This window comes from Lysinibacillus sp. EB271-A1-10B, from assembly GCF_058791335.1.
Genome location: NZ_JBYTDL010000032.1, coordinates 26,518 through 44,456, shown reverse-complemented (window position 1 = coordinate 44,456; position 17,939 = coordinate 26,518). Strand labels below are relative to the sequence as shown.

20 protein-coding genes, 2 pseudogenes and 1 riboswitch are annotated in these 17,939 nt (G+C 35.2%); of the genes and pseudogenes, 19 read left to right on the top strand and 3 right to left on the bottom strand.

Annotated features, from left to right (window positions below):
* Positions 1-164 precede the first annotated feature (164 nt).
* Complete coding sequence (locus tag AC3WSK_RS24380; RefSeq protein WP_427484904.1) at positions 165-533, top strand: phage holin family protein; 369 nt, start codon at positions 165-167, stop codon at positions 531-533.
* Positions 530-1,247: pseudogene (locus AC3WSK_RS24375) on the top strand (peptidoglycan recognition protein family protein). Before AC3WSK_RS24380 ends, AC3WSK_RS24375 begins: the two are co-directional and overlap by 4 nt.
* A 48-nt stretch (positions 1,248-1,295) precedes the next feature.
* On the opposite strand, the gene AC3WSK_RS24370 reads toward AC3WSK_RS24375, so the two are convergent.
* Positions 1,296-1,547: a hypothetical protein gene (locus AC3WSK_RS24370; RefSeq protein ID WP_492414869.1), complete on the bottom strand. Its 252-nt coding sequence runs from the start codon at positions 1,545-1,547 to the stop codon at positions 1,296-1,298.
* Positions 1,548-1,742: 195 nt separating this feature from the next.
* Between AC3WSK_RS24370 and AC3WSK_RS24365 the strand changes: the two genes are divergently transcribed.
* Complete coding sequence (locus AC3WSK_RS24365; RefSeq protein ID WP_492414868.1) at positions 1,743-2,099, top strand: YhjD family protein; 357 nt, start codon at positions 1,743-1,745, stop codon at positions 2,097-2,099.
* A 25-nt stretch (positions 2,100-2,124) separates the two neighbouring features.
* On the opposite strand, the gene AC3WSK_RS24360 is transcribed toward AC3WSK_RS24365, so the two are convergent.
* Both AC3WSK_RS24360 and AC3WSK_RS24355 read right to left on the bottom strand, forming a co-directional pair.
* Positions 2,125-3,168, bottom strand: a complete 1,044-nt coding sequence (locus AC3WSK_RS24360; protein ID WP_492414867.1) for an Ig-like domain-containing protein — start codon at positions 3,166-3,168, stop codon at positions 2,125-2,127.
* A 179-nt stretch (positions 3,169-3,347) separates the two neighbouring features.
* Positions 3,348-3,671, bottom strand: a pseudogene (locus AC3WSK_RS24355) (Ltp family lipoprotein); the annotation flags it as partial.
* A 688-nt stretch (positions 3,672-4,359) separates the two neighbouring features.
* On the opposite strand from AC3WSK_RS24355, the gene comGA reads away from it, so the two are divergent.
* The 16 genes from comGA to AC3WSK_RS24275 all read left to right on the top strand — a co-directional run bounded on the left by comGA (position 4,360) and on the right by AC3WSK_RS24275 (position 17,904).
* Positions 4,360-5,379, top strand: a complete 1,020-nt coding sequence (gene comGA, locus AC3WSK_RS24350) for a competence type IV pilus ATPase ComGA (RefSeq protein ID WP_079563905.1) — start codon at positions 4,360-4,362, stop codon at positions 5,377-5,379.
* Entirely contained in the window at positions 5,357-6,430 is a 1,074-nt protein-coding gene (gene comGB / locus AC3WSK_RS24345; RefSeq protein ID WP_079563907.1) for a competence type IV pilus assembly protein ComGB, read from the top strand. The genes comGA and comGB overlap by 23 nt, the downstream gene beginning before the upstream one ends.
* A gap of 10 nt (positions 6,431-6,440) precedes the next feature.
* Positions 6,441-6,779, top strand: coding sequence for a competence type IV pilus major pilin ComGC (gene comGC / locus AC3WSK_RS24340; protein ID WP_492414866.1), 339 nt, complete (start codon positions 6,441-6,443; stop codon positions 6,777-6,779).
* Positions 6,779-7,219: a competence type IV pilus minor pilin ComGD gene (comGD, locus tag AC3WSK_RS24335; protein WP_492414865.1), complete on the top strand. Its 441-nt coding sequence runs from the start codon at positions 6,779-6,781 to the stop codon at positions 7,217-7,219. The genes comGC and comGD overlap by 1 nt, the downstream gene beginning before the upstream one ends.
* Entirely contained in the window at positions 7,212-7,529 is a 318-nt protein-coding gene (locus tag AC3WSK_RS24330; protein ID WP_079563915.1) for a hypothetical protein, read from the top strand. Before comGD ends, AC3WSK_RS24330 begins: the two co-directional genes overlap by 8 nt.
* Positions 7,522-7,947, top strand: coding sequence for a competence type IV pilus minor pilin ComGF (comGF, locus tag AC3WSK_RS24325; RefSeq protein WP_079563918.1), 426 nt, complete (start codon positions 7,522-7,524; stop codon positions 7,945-7,947). Before AC3WSK_RS24330 ends, comGF begins: the two co-directional genes overlap by 8 nt.
* Entirely contained in the window at positions 7,925-8,125 is a 201-nt protein-coding gene (locus AC3WSK_RS24320; protein ID WP_079563921.1) for a hypothetical protein, read from the top strand. Before comGF ends, AC3WSK_RS24320 begins: the two co-directional genes overlap by 23 nt.
* A 19-nt stretch (positions 8,126-8,144) precedes the next feature.
* On the top strand, positions 8,145-8,660 hold the full coding sequence (locus AC3WSK_RS24315; protein ID WP_079563924.1) for a shikimate kinase: 516 nt from the start codon (positions 8,145-8,147) through the stop codon (positions 8,658-8,660).
* A gap of 142 nt (positions 8,661-8,802) precedes the next feature.
* Positions 8,803-8,895: riboswitch (glycine riboswitch) on the top strand.
* A gap of 274 nt (positions 8,896-9,169) precedes the next feature.
* Positions 9,170-10,270 (top strand): glycine cleavage system aminomethyltransferase GcvT, encoded by a 1,101-nt coding sequence (gene gcvT, locus AC3WSK_RS24310; protein WP_079563926.1) that lies wholly within the window; start codon positions 9,170-9,172, stop codon positions 10,268-10,270.
* Between the two features lie 25 nt (positions 10,271-10,295).
* Positions 10,296-11,642 (top strand): aminomethyl-transferring glycine dehydrogenase subunit GcvPA, encoded by a 1,347-nt coding sequence (gene gcvPA, locus AC3WSK_RS24305; protein WP_079563928.1) that lies wholly within the window; start codon positions 10,296-10,298, stop codon positions 11,640-11,642.
* Positions 11,635-13,098 carry an aminomethyl-transferring glycine dehydrogenase subunit GcvPB gene (gene gcvPB / locus AC3WSK_RS24300; protein ID WP_427484894.1) on the top strand — a complete coding sequence of 488 codons (1,464 nt, stop codon included), beginning with the start codon at positions 11,635-11,637 and terminating at the stop codon, positions 13,096-13,098. The genes gcvPA and gcvPB overlap by 8 nt, the downstream gene beginning before the upstream one ends.
* Positions 13,099-14,070: 972 nt before the next feature.
* Positions 14,071-14,778, top strand: coding sequence for a 4'-phosphopantetheinyl transferase family protein (locus tag AC3WSK_RS24295; RefSeq protein ID WP_079563933.1), 708 nt, complete (start codon positions 14,071-14,073; stop codon positions 14,776-14,778).
* A complete protein-coding gene (locus tag AC3WSK_RS24290; RefSeq protein ID WP_492414864.1) occupies positions 14,775-15,479 on the top strand; it encodes a thioesterase II family protein in 705 nt (234 codons plus the stop codon). The genes AC3WSK_RS24295 and AC3WSK_RS24290 overlap by 4 nt, the downstream gene beginning before the upstream one ends.
* A gap of 316 nt (positions 15,480-15,795) precedes the next feature.
* Positions 15,796-16,518 carry an ABC transporter ATP-binding protein gene (locus AC3WSK_RS24285; protein WP_492414863.1) on the top strand — a complete coding sequence of 241 codons (723 nt, stop codon included), beginning with the start codon at positions 15,796-15,798 and terminating at the stop codon, positions 16,516-16,518.
* An 87-nt stretch (positions 16,519-16,605) separates the two neighbouring features.
* Positions 16,606-17,187 carry a TetR/AcrR family transcriptional regulator gene (locus AC3WSK_RS24280; RefSeq protein WP_079563941.1) on the top strand — a complete coding sequence of 194 codons (582 nt, stop codon included), beginning with the start codon at positions 16,606-16,608 and terminating at the stop codon, positions 17,185-17,187.
* Positions 17,188-17,211: 24 nt separating this feature from the next.
* Positions 17,212-17,904, top strand: coding sequence for an ABC transporter permease (locus AC3WSK_RS24275; protein ID WP_492414862.1), 693 nt, complete (start codon positions 17,212-17,214; stop codon positions 17,902-17,904).
* Positions 17,905-17,939: the final 35 nt, after the last annotated feature.

Genomic DNA, 17,939 nt, shown 5'->3' with positions numbered 1-17,939 from the left:
TTTTCTTTAAATTTAACCATACAAAAACTGCACCTCCAATTGTTAGATTGAGTGTCTAATAATTGGGGAGCAGTTCATTATCTGTGGAGGGCTTTTATTATGCAGAAAAGGAAGGTGTCAGATGAACAACAGACACATTATATACATCGTTTATTGGCGGTGCAATGGCATGGATAGGATACCTTATCGGAGGTATTGACCACTTAATTAAAGCGTTAGTTATATTCGTGACTATCGATTATGCACTAGGATTTATGGTTAGTTTAGTTTTCAAGAAAACTGAAAGTAAAAAGATGTTTAAGGGCTTAATCAAAAAGACGGCTATGGTATTGATGGTCATTGCAGCAGTACAACTCGATTCAGCAACAGCGAGTGGGAATTTTAATGCAATGATCTTGTTCTTAATCGGGATGGAAGGTATAAGTATGATTGAAAATCTAGGAAAGTTGGACATTAAAGTACCTAAATTCTTAGCAAATGCTTTTACACAATTACAAATGGATAACGTTGATAAAAAGGGTGATAAACAATGACTTATGCTATCGAAAAACGCTTAATGTCAGGATTGCCGAACATAGCTTTAACTGCTGTTAAATATGTTATAGCCCATGAATCAGGCAATCCAAACAATTGTAGCCCAAACGCTTTAGAAAATGAAATAGCATACATGAACCGCAATAAAGCCAATGCATTTACATCTCACTGGGTAGGCTGTGGCGGTAAAATTGTACAAGTTGCGCCAGTTAATCGTGTGCAATATGGTTGTGGCCCGAAAGGTAATCCACTTAGCTATGCACAAGTAGAGTTGGCTCGTATAAATGATATGGAGCAATTTAAGAAGGATTACGCTGCTTATATTTGAGTTGTTACGTGAACTTGCTAAAGAGGCTGGAATACCTGTTGTACTCGATGGCAGTGGTGACGGTATAAAATCACACCGTTGGATTACGGACAATTTAAAAGGTACAACACATAGAGATCCATTTTCGTATCTGCAGAGTATGGGGATTTCAGAGGAACAATTCAAATTAGACATTAAAAACGGCTTAGATAAACCAACGGAGAAGGATGATGATAAAATGCAATTCACAAACGCGACAACAAAAGCTGCAGTACGTGATTATATTAAACAAGCAGTAGATAAAAAGCTTATTGATAAAATGTGGTTAGATAAATTTGATAATGGAACTATGACAAATGGTGATTATGAAGGTTTAAAACTTATCATTGCACAGCGTAGTAACTAAAATGTAAAGACCAAGATAGCTCAAATTGCCGTCTTGGTCAATGTACATTTATAAGTATGGCAATAATGAAAATAAAACAAAAAACACTAGCAGAATACATGCGAATATAAAAATTTTAGTGATAAATGGATCTGAAGTAAATGGATCTGAATCATTTTTATTTTGTACTTGTTTTTTTGGATATTCCTCGCACTCTTCTTCCTTAATCGTATTACAATATTCACATATTTCAATCTCAGCCCCATCTCTATGTACTTTCTTAAATGGATTTATGGCTAAACAATTAGAGCAATTACTCAATTATATTCTCCTCACTAACCTTATCTACTAATTACCATTTTAGGAAATTTAGCATGAATTGTATATATAAAATTAGGCAATAGTAACGGAAATCACGCTATTTAAATTTTATTCCTGTAATTTTCACCTACCAAAAAGCGAACGTTCGTTCCGAAATGATACAAACGAATGTTCTTGTGTAGGGAGTGGAGTTGTATGTTGAATCCTGAACAACGGCGACTATTTCATAAATTTTTGATTCTTGGTATGGCTGTCCAATCATTGCAACGTGATTACTCTGTAATTGAAAATTTGAAAATGAGTAAAGTTTATTTACCAATCCTCGATAAGTTATTAAAAGACATAACCCAAGATTATTACAATAAGAAGAGGTTGTTGGCAAAAGAGAAAATAAGGTTATTTAAAGTAGAAAAGATAGATGAGTATTTTAGTGATGTGCATGTAGCAACGGCGGGGAATGATGTGGTTCTACGATATGCTAATATGGCACTAAAAACGCAGGTTGAAAATTTATTATTAAGTCACCAAAATAAAGACCAGGCGCTCAATTGAAAGTGAGTACCTGGTCATTTTTTGCTTAGTATTCTCTTACTTCGAATGAGGCGATTTTATCATGTACGATATATTCCGTTACTTTTTTATAAGGGGATATTGTTTTAGAAAATTTGAATGTTGATGTATCTTGTGCACTTTCAAACCATTTCAAATAGTCATTTAGTACTTTATTTGTAACGTCATACTCTTTTGTTATACCATTTACTAATGTAATGCTTAAAATAGCATTTGAAGATTCCTTGCTTGGTTTTTTAACAATTACTGCGCTAGTAGCCGCGATATCTGTGTTTTCTATCTTTGCTGTAATGATTGCTTCACCTTCACGAATGGCATTAACATTTCCATTCTGATCTACAGTAGCAATTGATTCATCGCTAGATGTCCATATTACTTTTGCAGTATCAGGAGTTACAGTTGCTATTAATTTATCTTGGTTACCTTCTAGAAGTTCTAATACATTTCTATTTAATGAGATTGATTCAGGTTTTGGTGATGTTGAAATTTTTTCCATCATTTGTAGTTCAGATATTGCTGTATTTACGGCATGATATGTGCTATTAGTAAGTGTAATGTTAACCCTGTACTTGTTATAATAACTAGAATTTTCAAAGGTGAAGCTTTGTTTTGGATTCTTTCTCCAATCGTCTACTGTAACGTTGCTATGAGAATCTAATACTATCCAATTTGAACCGTCCCACGCCTCAAATGTCCATGTATTTGGAAAAAGTTCTGGAAAACTTCCTTGATTATTCATTACATATTTACTAATTGCTTTTGGACTTGAGAATTCATATGCTAACCACCCTGTTTTTTCAGGCGTTCCCCAAGCATAGTTGGCGCCACCACTATCATAGTAGTCAATGCCATCAAAGGCTTTCCAGCTGGGTGTTTCAACATGGTTACTTGAAGAGGATGCTTTACCAAACTCTGATTCATTTGAAGTCATTTTAGGTATTAAATTTTCTGAATAGCCATCTTCAGCATGTGCATTTTCAACGTTATAGCTAATTAGTACTAGTAGTGATAATGCTAGATAAATAAAACTATTTTTAAATATCTTACTCACTTATGTATCCTCCTTTAAAGTATTTATAGGAAATTTCTTTAAATAACCTTTAAAGACAACTCTAACCAATACGAGGCTTATTTACCATAATAAAAATCGTTTATTTTTAATAATAAAAAGCCACTCATTTGAGTGACCTTCGATGTGCCTTCCACAATCATTTATGTTGATGATATTACTTATTTTAAATTATCAATCGCGTATTGAGCTTCTTCAGGAGTAAATTTTTCACCGTATTCAGAAGTTAATTGTTGGTAAATAGCTGAATCCGACATACTCATTTTTTCAGCGTATATTTGAGCTTTTTTCAATGCATTACCTTTCCAATCGAATACAATATTATCTACAGCATATTGAGCAGCTTCTGCTGGGAATTTCTCTCCATGTTCAGAAGTTAATTGATTATAAATACCAGCCTTTGACATGGACATAGATTTCGCATATACTTCTGCTTTTTTTAATGCCGATTTATTTTCTCTAGGAATGCTTTCTTCTTTCGCCTTCGCTTCCGCTATTGCTTTTGCTTCTGCCTCAGCATCCCACTCCGTGATGGGTGGTCTTAATTGTGTTTGTAATTATCTGTGATACAAAGTACACAAAGGATATCCAGTGCCCTATGACTGTCTGGGATGATAACAGATATAATAGAAGGAAATACATTTTTCAGAACTTGTACTTTCGTGACAGGTGCATCAGGCTCTGGTAAGTCAACATCCTTGTATTCTCTAATCATATTTAGAATGGAAGGTTAAAATTAAAGGGCAGGCATTAGAATTGGATGTGTCTTCTCGAACCTATAATTACTTTAAGTTGCTATTTAATAAATAAGAGATTTTATTAGGTGATATGAAGAATTAAATGGCCGCCATATTATTTCGGTAGCCTCTTTCATTTTATAGAAAACTAATCGTATTGGTAATCGTCTTAAAGGATGTTTTGATGTGTTTGGATTGATGAATATAAGGTAGTAATTAGAAAATTATTGACTTAGTATATATATTACTGAACGAATCGTTTATGGAAATTAGCAAGGTATCCACATTTTTATCGCAAAAAAACATGTTTGATAGGAAATTTTATAGCAAATTTTTAATTTAAGAAAAGAGCTTTTCTTCCGGCAAGTTCCTATCTATACTAGGACATAACGAATAGAGCGGTCATATTCGAAAAAACCAGAAGAGGGGTGCGAATATGCAGAACTTTGAAACGGTTGTTGAACGAAAATGTGAGCAACTTTTACTAAAAGCCTATCATTTCGGTGCATCAGATTTACTTTTAGTTCCGGAAAGTGAGCGGTATCGTATTTATTTTCGCAAATATGATAAGCTACTCCAAGCAGGTGAGTTACCAAATAATCTTGCGGAACGAATGATTTCCTTTTATAAATTTTCAGCGGCATTAGATATTAGCGAGCGGCGAAAACCCCAAAGCGGCTCTTTCCAAAAAGCTATGGAACAAGATCAATATGCCTTTCGTGTCTCGACACTTCCCTCCGTATTTTTAAAAGAAAGCCTAATTATCCGTCTACTTCTACAAAATCATGCATTCCCACTTACTTCTTTATCTTATTCCGAATATGCAGCAAACATGTTGATGGAACTAGTGAAACATCAACAGGGACTTTTATGTTTCACAGGTGCGACAGGCTCTGGTAAATCAACATCCTTGTATTCTCTAATCCATTACTGTTCGACAGAACTAAATCGTCATGTCATTTCTTTAGAAGACCCTGTAGAAAATAATCAAGCTAATCTTTTACAGATTCAAGTAAACGAACGAGCTGGCGTTACATATGCTACAGGCTTAAAGGCTATTTTACGCCACTCACCCGACGTTATTATGATTGGTGAAATACGTGATAAAGAGACTGCAAAAATCGCAATCGAAGCTTCTTTAACAGGTCATTTAGTAGTCTCAACCATTCATGCTAAGGATTCGGTAAACTGCCTTTATCGATTTTTGGACTTGGGTGTATCAATAGAAGAACTTCGCCAAACTGTGGTAGGTATAGTCGCTCAAACACTTTTCCAATCACCTATAATACAGGAAGAACGTCGTGCATTGTTTGAAATATTAAGCGATGTTCAACTTCAAATGGCCATTAAAGCAATTATGCAAAAAACTAGCTATGAATTGCCACATGAGTTAACACTTGCAGGTCAAAAAGAAATGATAGAGAGTCATCACTATGCGAATACGAACGTTTATTGAAAGAATTCAATTGGCTTACAATAAGGCAACAAAATGGCGCGTAAGGGAGCAAGCTCATTTTTTTAGTCGGTTAAGTGTGTTAATGCAGGAAGGTTATTTATTCCCGCAGGCTATTTCTATTTTATTACCTCATCATATTGAAGCACATGAAGACATGCAAAAGCTAATCAATGAAAAGCTGAGACAAGGAGTCGGTGTTTTAGGAGTTTTTGAAGCATTACAACTTCCAAAACAGCATTTAGTAGCCATTACAGTTGCAGAAAACAATGGGCATATGATTGAGACGTTAAAAGGCGTGGCAAAGCAAATGGCTTTGAGTGAAGCGACGAAGAAAAAATTAATGAAGCTACTCCTATATCCTGTAGTACTTATTTTATTTTTGTTGCTGTTGTTTTTAGTGTTTCGTACCATATTCTTTCCTAATATCGAAAAAATGGTGACTAGCCGAACTACCGGCACTGAGGAGACAAGCATTGCTTTGTCAAAGGCATTATTGCATCTTCCCGATACTTTAATGTTCATAGGCATTGCGGTATTTTGTTGTATTTTCATTTTTTACCTTACTCTCAAACGACGTCCGATTGCTCGCCAGTTAAATATTATTCTAAAAACTCCTTTGATTCGGATTTATACACGAATGTCTTTGACGAGACAATTTGCTGCTTATTTAGGGAGCCTGCTACAAAGTGGGTTTTCTTTACAGGCAAGTCTACAAATTTTAGAGGAGCAGCGACTTCAACCGTTTTTACAATATCTAGCGCTATGTATAAAGGATCGCGTTGTTTTGGGTGATACGCTAACGCAAGCAGTTAAGTTGATGACAGTTTGGCAGAAGGATTTTACAACATTTGTTGAACATGGAGAACAAAGTGGCTATTTAGGAAAAGAGCTAGTACTGTACAGCGAGTTAATGACGGAAAAGCAAGAGCAACTATTGCATAAAATCCTTGTGTTCGTGCAGCCCACCTTCTTTATCATTATAGCGATGTGCATAGTTGCCGCATATGTAAGTTTATTATTGCCAATATATCACATGATTGAACTAGTATAGGAGGTTAATAATGAAACGTATAAAGCAGCAAAAAGGTTTTACTTTAATTGAAATGTTAATAGTTCTCCTGATTATTTCCATATTAATTTTAATTACAATCCCAAATGTTACGAAACATTTTGCCACCGTCGATGAGAAGGGGTGCAAAGCGTATGTGAGCATGGTGCAAGGTCAGGTGGAGGCGTATCGAGTAGATTTTATGGATTATCCAACGATTCAAGATTTGGTAGCGAAAGGCTATTTAAAGAAGAATGAAACGACCTGCCCTAATAAAGAAGAGATTGTAATCACTAAGGATGGGGAGGTACGATTGGCGAAAACCTCTACCGATACTGGTTCTGGTAATTGATGGATACTAATAAGAGTGAGCGTGGCTATACATTTGTTGAAATGCTAATTGTATTGTTTATCCTTATGTGTTTGTCAGCGATTGTCGTCAAATATTCGTTAAAAGGAGTGGAGACTAGGGAGCTTGAGCAATTTTTTACACAAATTCAATTAGATATTCAATATATACAAACTTATAGTATGCATCAAAGGGAATATATCTCGATGAAGTTTGAAAGTTCATCAAAGAGATACATTATTAAAAAGGATATTTTTACAGAATTATATGAACGCCCTTTTCCGAAAGGGGTTGAGTTTATGCCTGCATCGAGTTCAATTTACACGATTATGTACAACTATAATGGAAACGTCATGACGCCAGGGACTGTTTATTTTAAAACGCCTCAAGGTGTGAAAAAAGTTGTGATTACATTAGGACGAGGGAGATCGAGGATTGAATGAATCTGGTTATTCATTTGTGGAAACGATATTATCAGTAGTCATTGTTATGTTAGTATGCACGACATTAATACCAATTAGCTATACGATGAAAACGACTCTTTATAACAAGAAGTTGGAGGTGTTCGCAGCTGAAACGGCCTATGAAGGCTTAAAGCATTACCGCAATCTACAACAAACAGAAGGCACTAAAACCATTGATAATATAGAATTTCAGTGGTTTATGAATGGACAAGGGGTATGCGTAAGTTTTCAAAATACGCGGGAATTACGTAAAAAATGTATACAACTGACAGGTGAAGTTGATGAATGAGCGAGGCTACACATTATTAGAAGCGATGTTTCAATTAGTTGTTTTTGTGCTTATTGCCCATCTTGTTGTGTTTATTATGCTTTGGTTTGCTGAAATGAAAACAACGATGCTAACTGATGAGCAATCAAAGTGGGAGCTTTTTGTTTATGATTTGAATATGTATGTAAGTGATATTTCATCTTTTACACTTCGAAAGGATCAAAAGAGAATAACCTTCCAGGCCGCAGATACCATTCATAATATTGATTGTTACAGCAATATAATTCGTGATCAAGTAAATGGTGGTCATGTACCAATGCTAGTTGGTATTACTAAATGCCAGTTCCGATATGAAAAAGATATGTTAACAGTAGCTGTTGAACTTCCAAGTGGTAGTAAAAAGGAGCGAACTTTCTATGTTCCAGTTTTTGAAAAATGACAGAGGGGCTATTTTTTTAATCGCAATTGGATTATTATTTTTTGTAACTACTTTTGTCCTTACGTTTTGTACGTCTTATGAGATTCAGTTTCGAACATATGATGGCCTAGAAAAGCTCAATGTTCGAGCTACGATAAATTTATTAGGACAAATTTTGTCAGACAGTGTAGAATCGTAGTTATAAGAAGGTGATTCGAATGCGAAAAATATATTTAGTTGGTTTTATGGGCTCCGGGAAAAGTGCGTTAGGAAGACGTTTAAGCTATTTGTTAAAGATGCCCTATTACGATATGGATCATGAGATTGTTCGACAGCAGGGTATGACAATTCCGCAAATATTTGAAAAATACGGAGAAGCACGTTTTCGGGAAATAGAAACAGAATTTTTGAAAAACTTCCGGGACGAAGCTTGTATTATTTCAACAGGTGGTGGAGTCGCAATTAATGCTGAAAATCGAAAAATAATGAGACGCAGTGGGCTCGTGTTTTTTTTAGATGCGACATTCGAAGATATATACAAACGAATACAGCATGATCCGAACAGACCGATTGTACAGAGCTCGACGAAAGAAGAGTTAGAGCAGCTGTATCATTACAGAAGAAAGTTCTATCGTGAAGTAGGACATATACAAGTGTTAACAGAGGGGCGAACAATCCGCCAAATTCTTGAGTATTTAGTATTCCAAGTTAAAAGGCTAAAAAGCGAACATTGATGTATCGTTAATACTTAAATGTTCGTTTTTTAACATAAAATAAAAAATGATTGCCTTTTCAATGCAATTAATGTTAGGATATAGACAAAAGTTACTTAATGTTCATTGAATACTAAATAGTACCAAGTTGAAACTTGGGCGGATGATTGTACGGGGAGAGCACGTATAGACGTCACCGAAGGAGCAAATAGCAAAATGTTATGAATCTCTCAGGTAAAAGGACTCGTATAAGACGCAACTCTGGAGAGTGCTGTAGTACTACAGCCACCAAAGGGGAAAGCCGGCTGATTGGCATTGTATGTATGCGAGTCAGTCTGGTGTAACTTTCAGGTGCAAGGACAGAGAATCCCGAAAAGGGGTTCGTCTGTCTTTTTTTATGTCTAAATGTTTTACCTAATGTTGTTCGTTTTTCTTTATTTGGATGAACAAACAAGGGAAGCATGACTGTACAAAAAAACAGACGAACTACTATAAGTAAATATGTAACGAACAATAAGGGGGCAAAAACAATGACAGAATTAAAACGCACACCTCTATTTGAAGAATATGCAAAACATGGTGGTAAAACAATTGACTTCGGTGGATGGGAATTACCAGTGCAGTTCTCTTCTATTAAAGAAGAGCATGATGCAGTACGTAATCGTGCTGGCTTATTTGATGTATCACATATGGGTGAGATTTTAGTAACTGGACCTAATTCACTAGAGTTTTTACAAAACCTTTTGACAAATGATATTTCTAAGATTGCAGTAGGTCAAGCGCAATATAATGCAATGTGCTATGAAGATGGTGGTGTTGTCGATGATTTATTAACGTATAAATTAGCAGACAATCATTATTTATTATGCGTGAACGCGGCAAATATTGAAAAAGATTATGATTGGATGATGGAAAATCAACATCAATATGATGTAACGATAGACAACCAATCAGAGGCTTATGCACAAATTGCCCTTCAAGGTCCATTAGCAGAAGAAGTTCTTCAAACATTAACAGATACTGATTTACAAACGATTAAATACTTCCGTTTCCAAGCAGATGTTGAAGTTGCTGGTCATAAAGCATTAGTATCTCGTAGCGGTTACACAGGAGAAGATGGCTTTGAACTATATGGCTCTCCAGAAGATATTAAAGCATTATGGGGTAAAATCTTAGAGGCTGGAAAAGACAAAGGTGTAGTTCCTGCAGGTTTAGGCTGCCGTGATACACTTCGTTTTGAAGCAGGTCTTCCATTATACGGGCAAGAGCTATCAGCGACAATTTCACCTCTTGAGGCTGGTATTGGTTTTGCTGTGAAGTTAAATAAAGAGGGCTTTAATGGTCATGAGGCATTAGTGGCACAAAAAGAAACTGGGCTGTCACGTAAAATTGTGGGTATTGAAATGATTGATAAAGGAATTCCTCGCCATGGCTACAAAGTGTTGAAGGATGGTAAGGAAATCGGTGAAGTGACAACAGGTACACAACTTCCTTCTTCTAAACGAAATGTTGGTCACGCATTAATTGACAGTCAATTCGCAACTATCGGAACTGAATTGGAAATTGAAATTCGTGGTAAGCACTTAAAAGTAGTAACAGTTGAAACACCGTTTTACAAGCGTTCAAAATAAAAGTTGAAAAGAGGGACCTACATTTATGAAACATCGTTATTTACCAATGACGGAGCAAGATAAACAAGAAATGTTAGACGTAATCGGTGTATCCTCAGTTGATGCGTTATTTGAGGATATTCCAGAAAAAGTACGTTTTAAAGGCCTATATGATATTAAAGAAGCGAAATCTGAATCAGCTTTATTAAAAGAATTAACAGCAATGGCTGCGAAAAATAAAGATACAAATGCTAACGTATCGTTTTTAGGTGCAGGCGTATACAACCACTATAAACCGGTTATCGTGGACCATGTTATTTCTCGTTCAGAGTTTTACACAGCGTATACTCCATATCAACCAGAAATTTCACAAGGGGAATTACAAGCAATTTTTGAATTCCAAACGATGATCGCAGAGCTTACAGGCATGGATCTTGCAAACTCTTCTATGTACGATGGAGGAACAGCGTTAGCTGAAGCAGGTATGCTTGCAGCTGGCCATACACGCCGTAAGAAAATTTTAGTATCTGAAGCAGTTCACCCTGAGTATCGTGATGTCGTTGCTACATATGCATATGGTCAATCCATTGAAATTGTTACTGTTCCACAAAATGATGGTGTGACAGATGTAGAAGCTTTAAAGGAATTAATAGATGATAATACGGCAGCTGTTATTGCACAATATCCTAACTTCTTTGGTCAAATAGAGGACTTGCAAGTAATTGGCGATATTGCGCATGAGGCAAAAAGTTTATTTGTTGTCTCTTCGAATCCACTTGCACTAGGAATTTTAACACCACCTGGTAAGCTAGGTGCTGATATTTGTGTAGGGGACGCACAGGTTTTCGGTATTTCTGAAGCATTCGGTGGTCCACACTGTGGTTTCTTTGCAGTAACTACGAAGTTAATGCGTAAAGTTCCTGGTCGTCTTGTAGGTGAAACAGTTGATGGTGAAGGTCGTCGTGGTTATGTTTTAACATTACAAGCACGTGAACAACATATCCGTCGTGATAAAGCAACGTCCAATATTTGTTCGAACCAAGCACTTCTTGCACTTGCTGCTTCTGTAGCAATGACTGCTCTAGGTAAAGAAGGCGTTCGTGAAATGGCAATGCAAAACATTGCGAAAACACGCTATGCTAAAAATGCCTTTGAAGCGACTGGTTTCACAGTAGCATTCCAAGGTGCACACTTTAACGAAATCGTTGTGAAGACAAATAAATGTGTGAAAGAAATTAATAAAGGCTTAATTGAAAAAGGTATCATCGGTGGCTATCCTTTAGGTCAAACATATGACTCTCTAAAAAATCACGTGCTAATCGCAGTAACAGAATTACGCACGAAGGAAGAAATTGATGCACTAGTTGCAGAAATGGGGGCTCTTAATGCATAACGAAAATCAATCACTCATTTTTGAAATTACCAAAGAAGGTCGCGTAGGTTACAGCTTAGAAGCACTTGATGTACCAGAGGTTGATCTTGCCGATTTACTTCCTGGAAACTTAGTACGCGCTGAGGCAGCAGAATTACCAGAAGTATCTGAGCTTGATATTATGCGTCACTATACAGCACTTTCTCGTCGTAACCACGGTGTAGACTCTGGCTTCTACCCGCTTGGTTCTTGTACGATGAAATATAATCCAAAAATTAACGAGGCCGTTGCACGAATTTCAGGCTTTGCTAATGTTCACCCATTACAGGACGAATCAACAACTCAAGGTGCGATGGAGCTTCTTTACGACCTACAAACTTCATTAGTTGAAATTACAGGTATGGATGAAGTGACATTACAACCTGCAGCAGGTGCTCATGGTGAATGGACAGCATTAATGATGATCCGCGCATTCCATGAAGCAAATGGTGAGGGTCACCGTAATAAAGTTATTGTTCCTGACTCTGCTCACGGTACAAACCCAGCATCTGCAACAGTTGCAGGCTTTGAAACTATTACTGTTAAATCAGATGAAAATGGCTTAGTAGATATTGAAGATTTGCGCAAAGTAGTTGGTTCTGATACAGCTGCATTAATGCTAACAAATCCAAATACACTTGGTCTATTTGAAGAAAACATTATCGAAATGGCAGAGCTTATTCACTCTGTTGGCGGTAAAGTATACTATGACGGTGCAAACTTAAACGCAGTTATGAGTAAAGCACGTCCTGGTGATATGGGCTTTGACTGCGTACACTTAAACTTACACAAAACATTTACAGGTCCTCACGGTGGCGGTGGCCCAGGTTCAGGTCCAGTAGGAGTGAAAGCTGATTTAATTCCATTCCTTCCAAAACCAGTTTTAGTAAGAACAGAAGAAGGAACATATCACTTCGATTACGAGCGCCCACAATCAATCGGACGTGTTAAACCTTACTATGGTAACTTTGGTATCAACGTACGTGCATATACTTATATTCGTACAATGGGTCCAGATGGCTTAAAAGCTGTAACAGAATACGCTGTACTAAACGCAAACTATATGATGCGTCGTTTAGAGCCATTCTACGATCTACCATATAACCGTCATTGTAAACATGAATTTGTATTATCAGGTCGTCGTCAAAAGAAACTTGGCGTTCGTACTTTAGACATTGCAAAACGTCTGTTAGACTTTGGCTATCATCCACCAACAACTTACTTCCCATTAAATGTGGAAGAGGCATTAATGATCGAGCCAACAGAAACAGAATCTAAAGAAACATTAGATGCATTCTGCGATGTGATGATTCAAATTGCAAAAGAAACTGAAGAAAACCCATCAATCGTACAAGAAGCACCACATACAACAGTCGTAACTCGTCTAGACGAAACACGCGCTGCTCGTACACCAGTACTTCGTTATCAAAAAGCATAAAATATGTTAGCGGGTGCGACTCCCGCTATCTCTATAAATAAAGTGGCTGTAAATACAGAGTCATTTGTGATTTTAAGTATATTTTTGCCGCAAGGGCAAGGATATACTTAATTTTATTTTAGGCAATGTTATACTTACCATTTTTGAAAATGTTTAACCTACTATAAAAAAGAAAAACCGGAATTTCTTAAGAGAGAATTCGGTTTTTCTTTTGGATTAAGAATCTGTAAAGCGATAATAAGATACTTCCATTAAAGGGCGAGGTCCTATGCTACGATTAGAAAGTTCCGGATGAATGTTGATTAATAGGCGCAAGATATAAAGCGAATAAATCCAAAGAAAAATCTAAACAACTAAGAAAAATAAAACAGCAAATTATTGAATGTGTTTTTTCAGCTTTTGAAGAAGGGAAAGTACATAATAAAAGTTACATTCAAAGTAAAGTTAAAATAGGGAAGCAATTTGTAGAACCTGAAATTCCTGATTACATAAATGAAGTTTTAGAACTTAGTCGTAAAGGCTTTTACTGAAAGTGTTGCAGAATTGCTAATTATACTAGGGAAGTGAATACTAATCTTGATCTTTTTTTGATATTAAAGATGTTTGTTGTAGGTGAAAAACTAAGAGTTTTAGTAAAGAATGGTTATTAATATTAATAAATTAAGTAAAATAATACGATTAACCAATTGGAGAATGAAGAAGATAGAGAGTAAAAAAATGTATGAAATTAATGGAAATTAAGTGAAATTTTCCTTAAAATACTGTTATGTGTAGTATATAATTAACTTTGTGGATTGACTTTTATTTACTATGATGAATGTTTTAAAATGAAACTTCTTAAGCAAGTTTTTAGTAACGAAAGTGAAACGCCAGCTACAAATATTTTTTTGTAGCGACAGCGGCAATTACGCCTCGGCATAATTGCCTATTATTAAATGTACGTTATAACAAACTTATTATTGCGGGGGAAATATGTTAAAGCTGTATTATTTGAAAATAGAAGAGCTTACAGATAAAAAATTGAAAACTGAATTAAAAAAATATTTATCTGAAGAAAGAAGAGCTGCAATCGATTTACTTAAATTTGAAGATGATCAGACACGGTCGATTCTGGGAGAGCTATTGATTAGATATGGTATATGTCAAAACTCTTTGTTGAAAAATTCAGATATAAAATTTATTAAGAATGAATACGGAAAGCCGTTTCTGAATAATGTTGCAGATGTATATTTCAGTCTGTCGCATTCTGAGGAATATGTGCTGTGTGGTATCAGTGATAAGGAATTAGGTGTTGATATAGAAAAAATTAATGAAATTGAATTGGACATAGCGGAAGATTTCTTCCACGAGAGAGAATATAAAGCTATTCTAAAGCAGCTGAATGAACAACGTCTGCAGTATTTTTACAGAATATGGTGCTTAAAGGAGAGTTATTTAAAATATAGAGGAACGGGACTATCGACACCATTAAATTCATTTTATGTGAACGAGTCTGATGGTGAAATATGTATTTATACTGCAGAGGGTCAATTAGAAAACATAGAGCTTGAAATTTTGTTTATTGATGAAAAATACTCTTCTGCAGTTTGCTATAAAAATAAGCTGAAATATGATTTAAAAAGAGTTTCCTTAAACGAAATAGTAAGAGTATTAATGGAAAAGGAGAAGTATGGAATATGAAAAAAGTGGTTATTTTCCCTCATGCAGGTGGAGCAAGCTTGTTTTATAGTGCTATCATAAAAGAACCTGTAAGAATATTACCCATTTATCTTGATTATCCTGGACATTTACTGAAATTAACAGAAACGCTTGCTGAAACAATGGATGAACTGGTAGATTACCTGCTGGAAGAACTACTTGAAATAAATGATTTGGTTTTAGAAGAATTAATATTTTTTGGTCATAGCATGGGTGGTTCTGTTGCTTATGAAGTAGCAAAGAGAATATATGAAAAATATAATATAAGTATTGAAAAACTGATAATATCAGCTAAATTGCCTCCTGGAGAGATGAATCTAAACATAAAAATAGAAACAATTGAAGATATGTGGGAATATATTCAGTCACTGCATAAACAACCGGATGAGATTCATACAAATCAAGAATTAGGAAAGCTTCTATTTCCTATAATGCAACAGGATATTTCTTTATTGAAGCAATATGAGACTGAATTGAGATATCCGAAATATCCATTGGGAAATATACAGCCGCATATTTTTATAGGAGCCCAAGACAAAGGGGTTTTAAAGCAGTATCAAAATTGGCAGAAATTTTTTCAAGAAAAATGTCAGTATGAATTTTTTAACGGTGGTCACTTTTATTTGCAAGAAGATAAAAATTCTTTTTTAAAGATTCTTCATAAAACGATTTTGGAGACCTAAAGATATTTAACATCTGTAGCTGCCGCGTTGCTTTCGCTACAAAAAAACATCTGTAGCTGTCGCTTTGTTTCCCTACTAGAAACTTGCTGAAAGAAGTTAAATGTACTTATAAAGCGTAAAAGCTTTGAGAAGTGCTTTAGCCTTGAATTACGACTTTAGTCGTGGGCAATTAGAAATCCACCTGCTTTTGTAGATGGGTGTTTTATGTTACAAATGTATTAAAATGTAAAAGTTTCGGGATATATTAATGGGGGTTTTGTTTTTTATTGACAGATTATAGTGTGAAATATATACTTTTTAACTAAGGAGGGATTTTTTGGATACAGTTATTGAAGTTACAAACCTTTGTAAGACAATCAATGGAAAGAGGTTGTTAAATAATATTTCTTTGGAAGTAAGGCGGGGATCAATATTCGGTTTGCTTGGAGCAAATGGAGCAGGTAAAACAACGTTGATGAAAACAATCTTGGGTATATTAAAATCTGATTCAGGTACTGTCAAACTGTTTGGCGAAACTATAGACAGAAGAAATCAGAATGTATTGACAAGTATTGGCTGTATTATTGAAACTCCTGTTTTTTACTCTGGTTTATCAGCCAGAAAAAATTTAGAAATCCATTGTAAATATATGAATGAAGAATATTTAAGCAATATTGATAATGTTTTATCTATTGTAGGTTTATCAGAGAATGCTGAGGATATATTAGATACTTTTTCTTTAGGGATGAAACAAAGATTGGGGATTGCCAGAGCCTTAGTAACCTCTCCCAAGTTGTTGATTTTAGACGAACCAATCAATGGGCTTGATCCAATGGGAATTATTGATATTCGAGAAATACTGAAGGAAATTAATCAAAAGATGGGGACCACTATATTAATATCTAGTCATATTATCCCTGAAGTCGATAAAATTGTAACTGATGTGGCAATTATGAGTCAGGGCGAAATGATTGAACATGTGGAACTGGAACAGCTGAAAAAAGAAAATATTGAATTGGAAGAATACTTTGTCTCGATTTTACATAAGCAGCAAAGTTAATTTTTTTGAATACGTATGACTAAAAAAATGAATTTAGTCATATGGTTATCGTGGGATGCAGTCCTATGAAGAGAGGGAGCATTAGTTATGGCAAGAGGTTTTTCACAAGAAGAAAAAGAAAAAATCAAAGAGAATCTATGTATTGAATGTGAAAAAAGTTGGGTGAGTATTGGGTATAAAAAAACTAATATTGATTTGCTTTGTAATACAGTTGGTATTTCTAAAGGAGCTTTCTATCTTTTTTTTGATAGTAAAGAGGCCCTGTTTGCCGATGTCATGGATCAAGTACAAAATCGAATGGTTAATCATATGAATGATGCTGTAACGAAATCTCCCAATAAAGAAGGATTTATTGAAGGATTCAAATTATTGTATCAGGAATATGATCGAGGAAACTGGATCAAAACACTGTCCAGCAATGATTTCAAGGCATTATTAAATCGATTACCTGAAAGTAGACTGATTACTCATAGCTCGGAACATACATTGGTAAAATTAAGTGAAACGATAGAGAGAAGTAATTTGGTTTGTAAGGAACCACTCTCTAAAGTTATCGGGATTTTATCTGCATTACTGACATTGTCATCAGAAAAGGATGCTATTGCTTACAATCATCAGATAGTATTTGAATTTTTACTTGAGCATGTTATTGATGAGCTATTTGAATAAGTCCTACATGAAGAGGAGGAAAATATGAAGTATGTCAGTATTGAATTAGGAAAAATAAATATGAAGCAGCAGTTGATTTCTTTAGCAGCATGCAATTTTCTTATCACTACTTTAGTCATTATGATGAAGTTTCTTATTCCTGATCAGATTAGCGGATTGGATTCTGGGATGCCAACAATCGAGTTGAGTACAACTATAATTATCGATACATTAATCAAAGCCGTATTTATCGTATGGCAGGCAGTGTTGATTGCTTCACTGATTGTAAGTGAATTTCAAAATAAAACGGCGTTAATGCTTTACACATATCCAATCAAAATGACAAAAATCATCATTAGTAAACTAGTAGTAGTATTTATAATTACATTTATATTTATGTCAATAAGTGGAATCTTTCAAAATGTAGTGATGTATGTATTGAATCAGAACTTACCGATGTTCTCATACAATATTACTACGGAAATAATTCTGACTGTTTTAATTACAAATATTTCAGCTATTTTTATGGGGTTGATCACCTTTGCAGTCGGGATGTTAAATCGTTCGACTATTGCAACGATTGTCGCGGCTATTTTGATTATGTGTATTGTCACATCAGCTGCAGCAGGACCAGGAGGAATCATCTCTAAGTTATCAGTTGCAGTAACATTAGGGCTGATTGGACTTATGGCAGGTTTGTTTACAGTATGGAAAATCGAGACTGAAGATTACTGTTAAAATATTCATTTAACTAGAAGGAGGCTTAGGAAAAG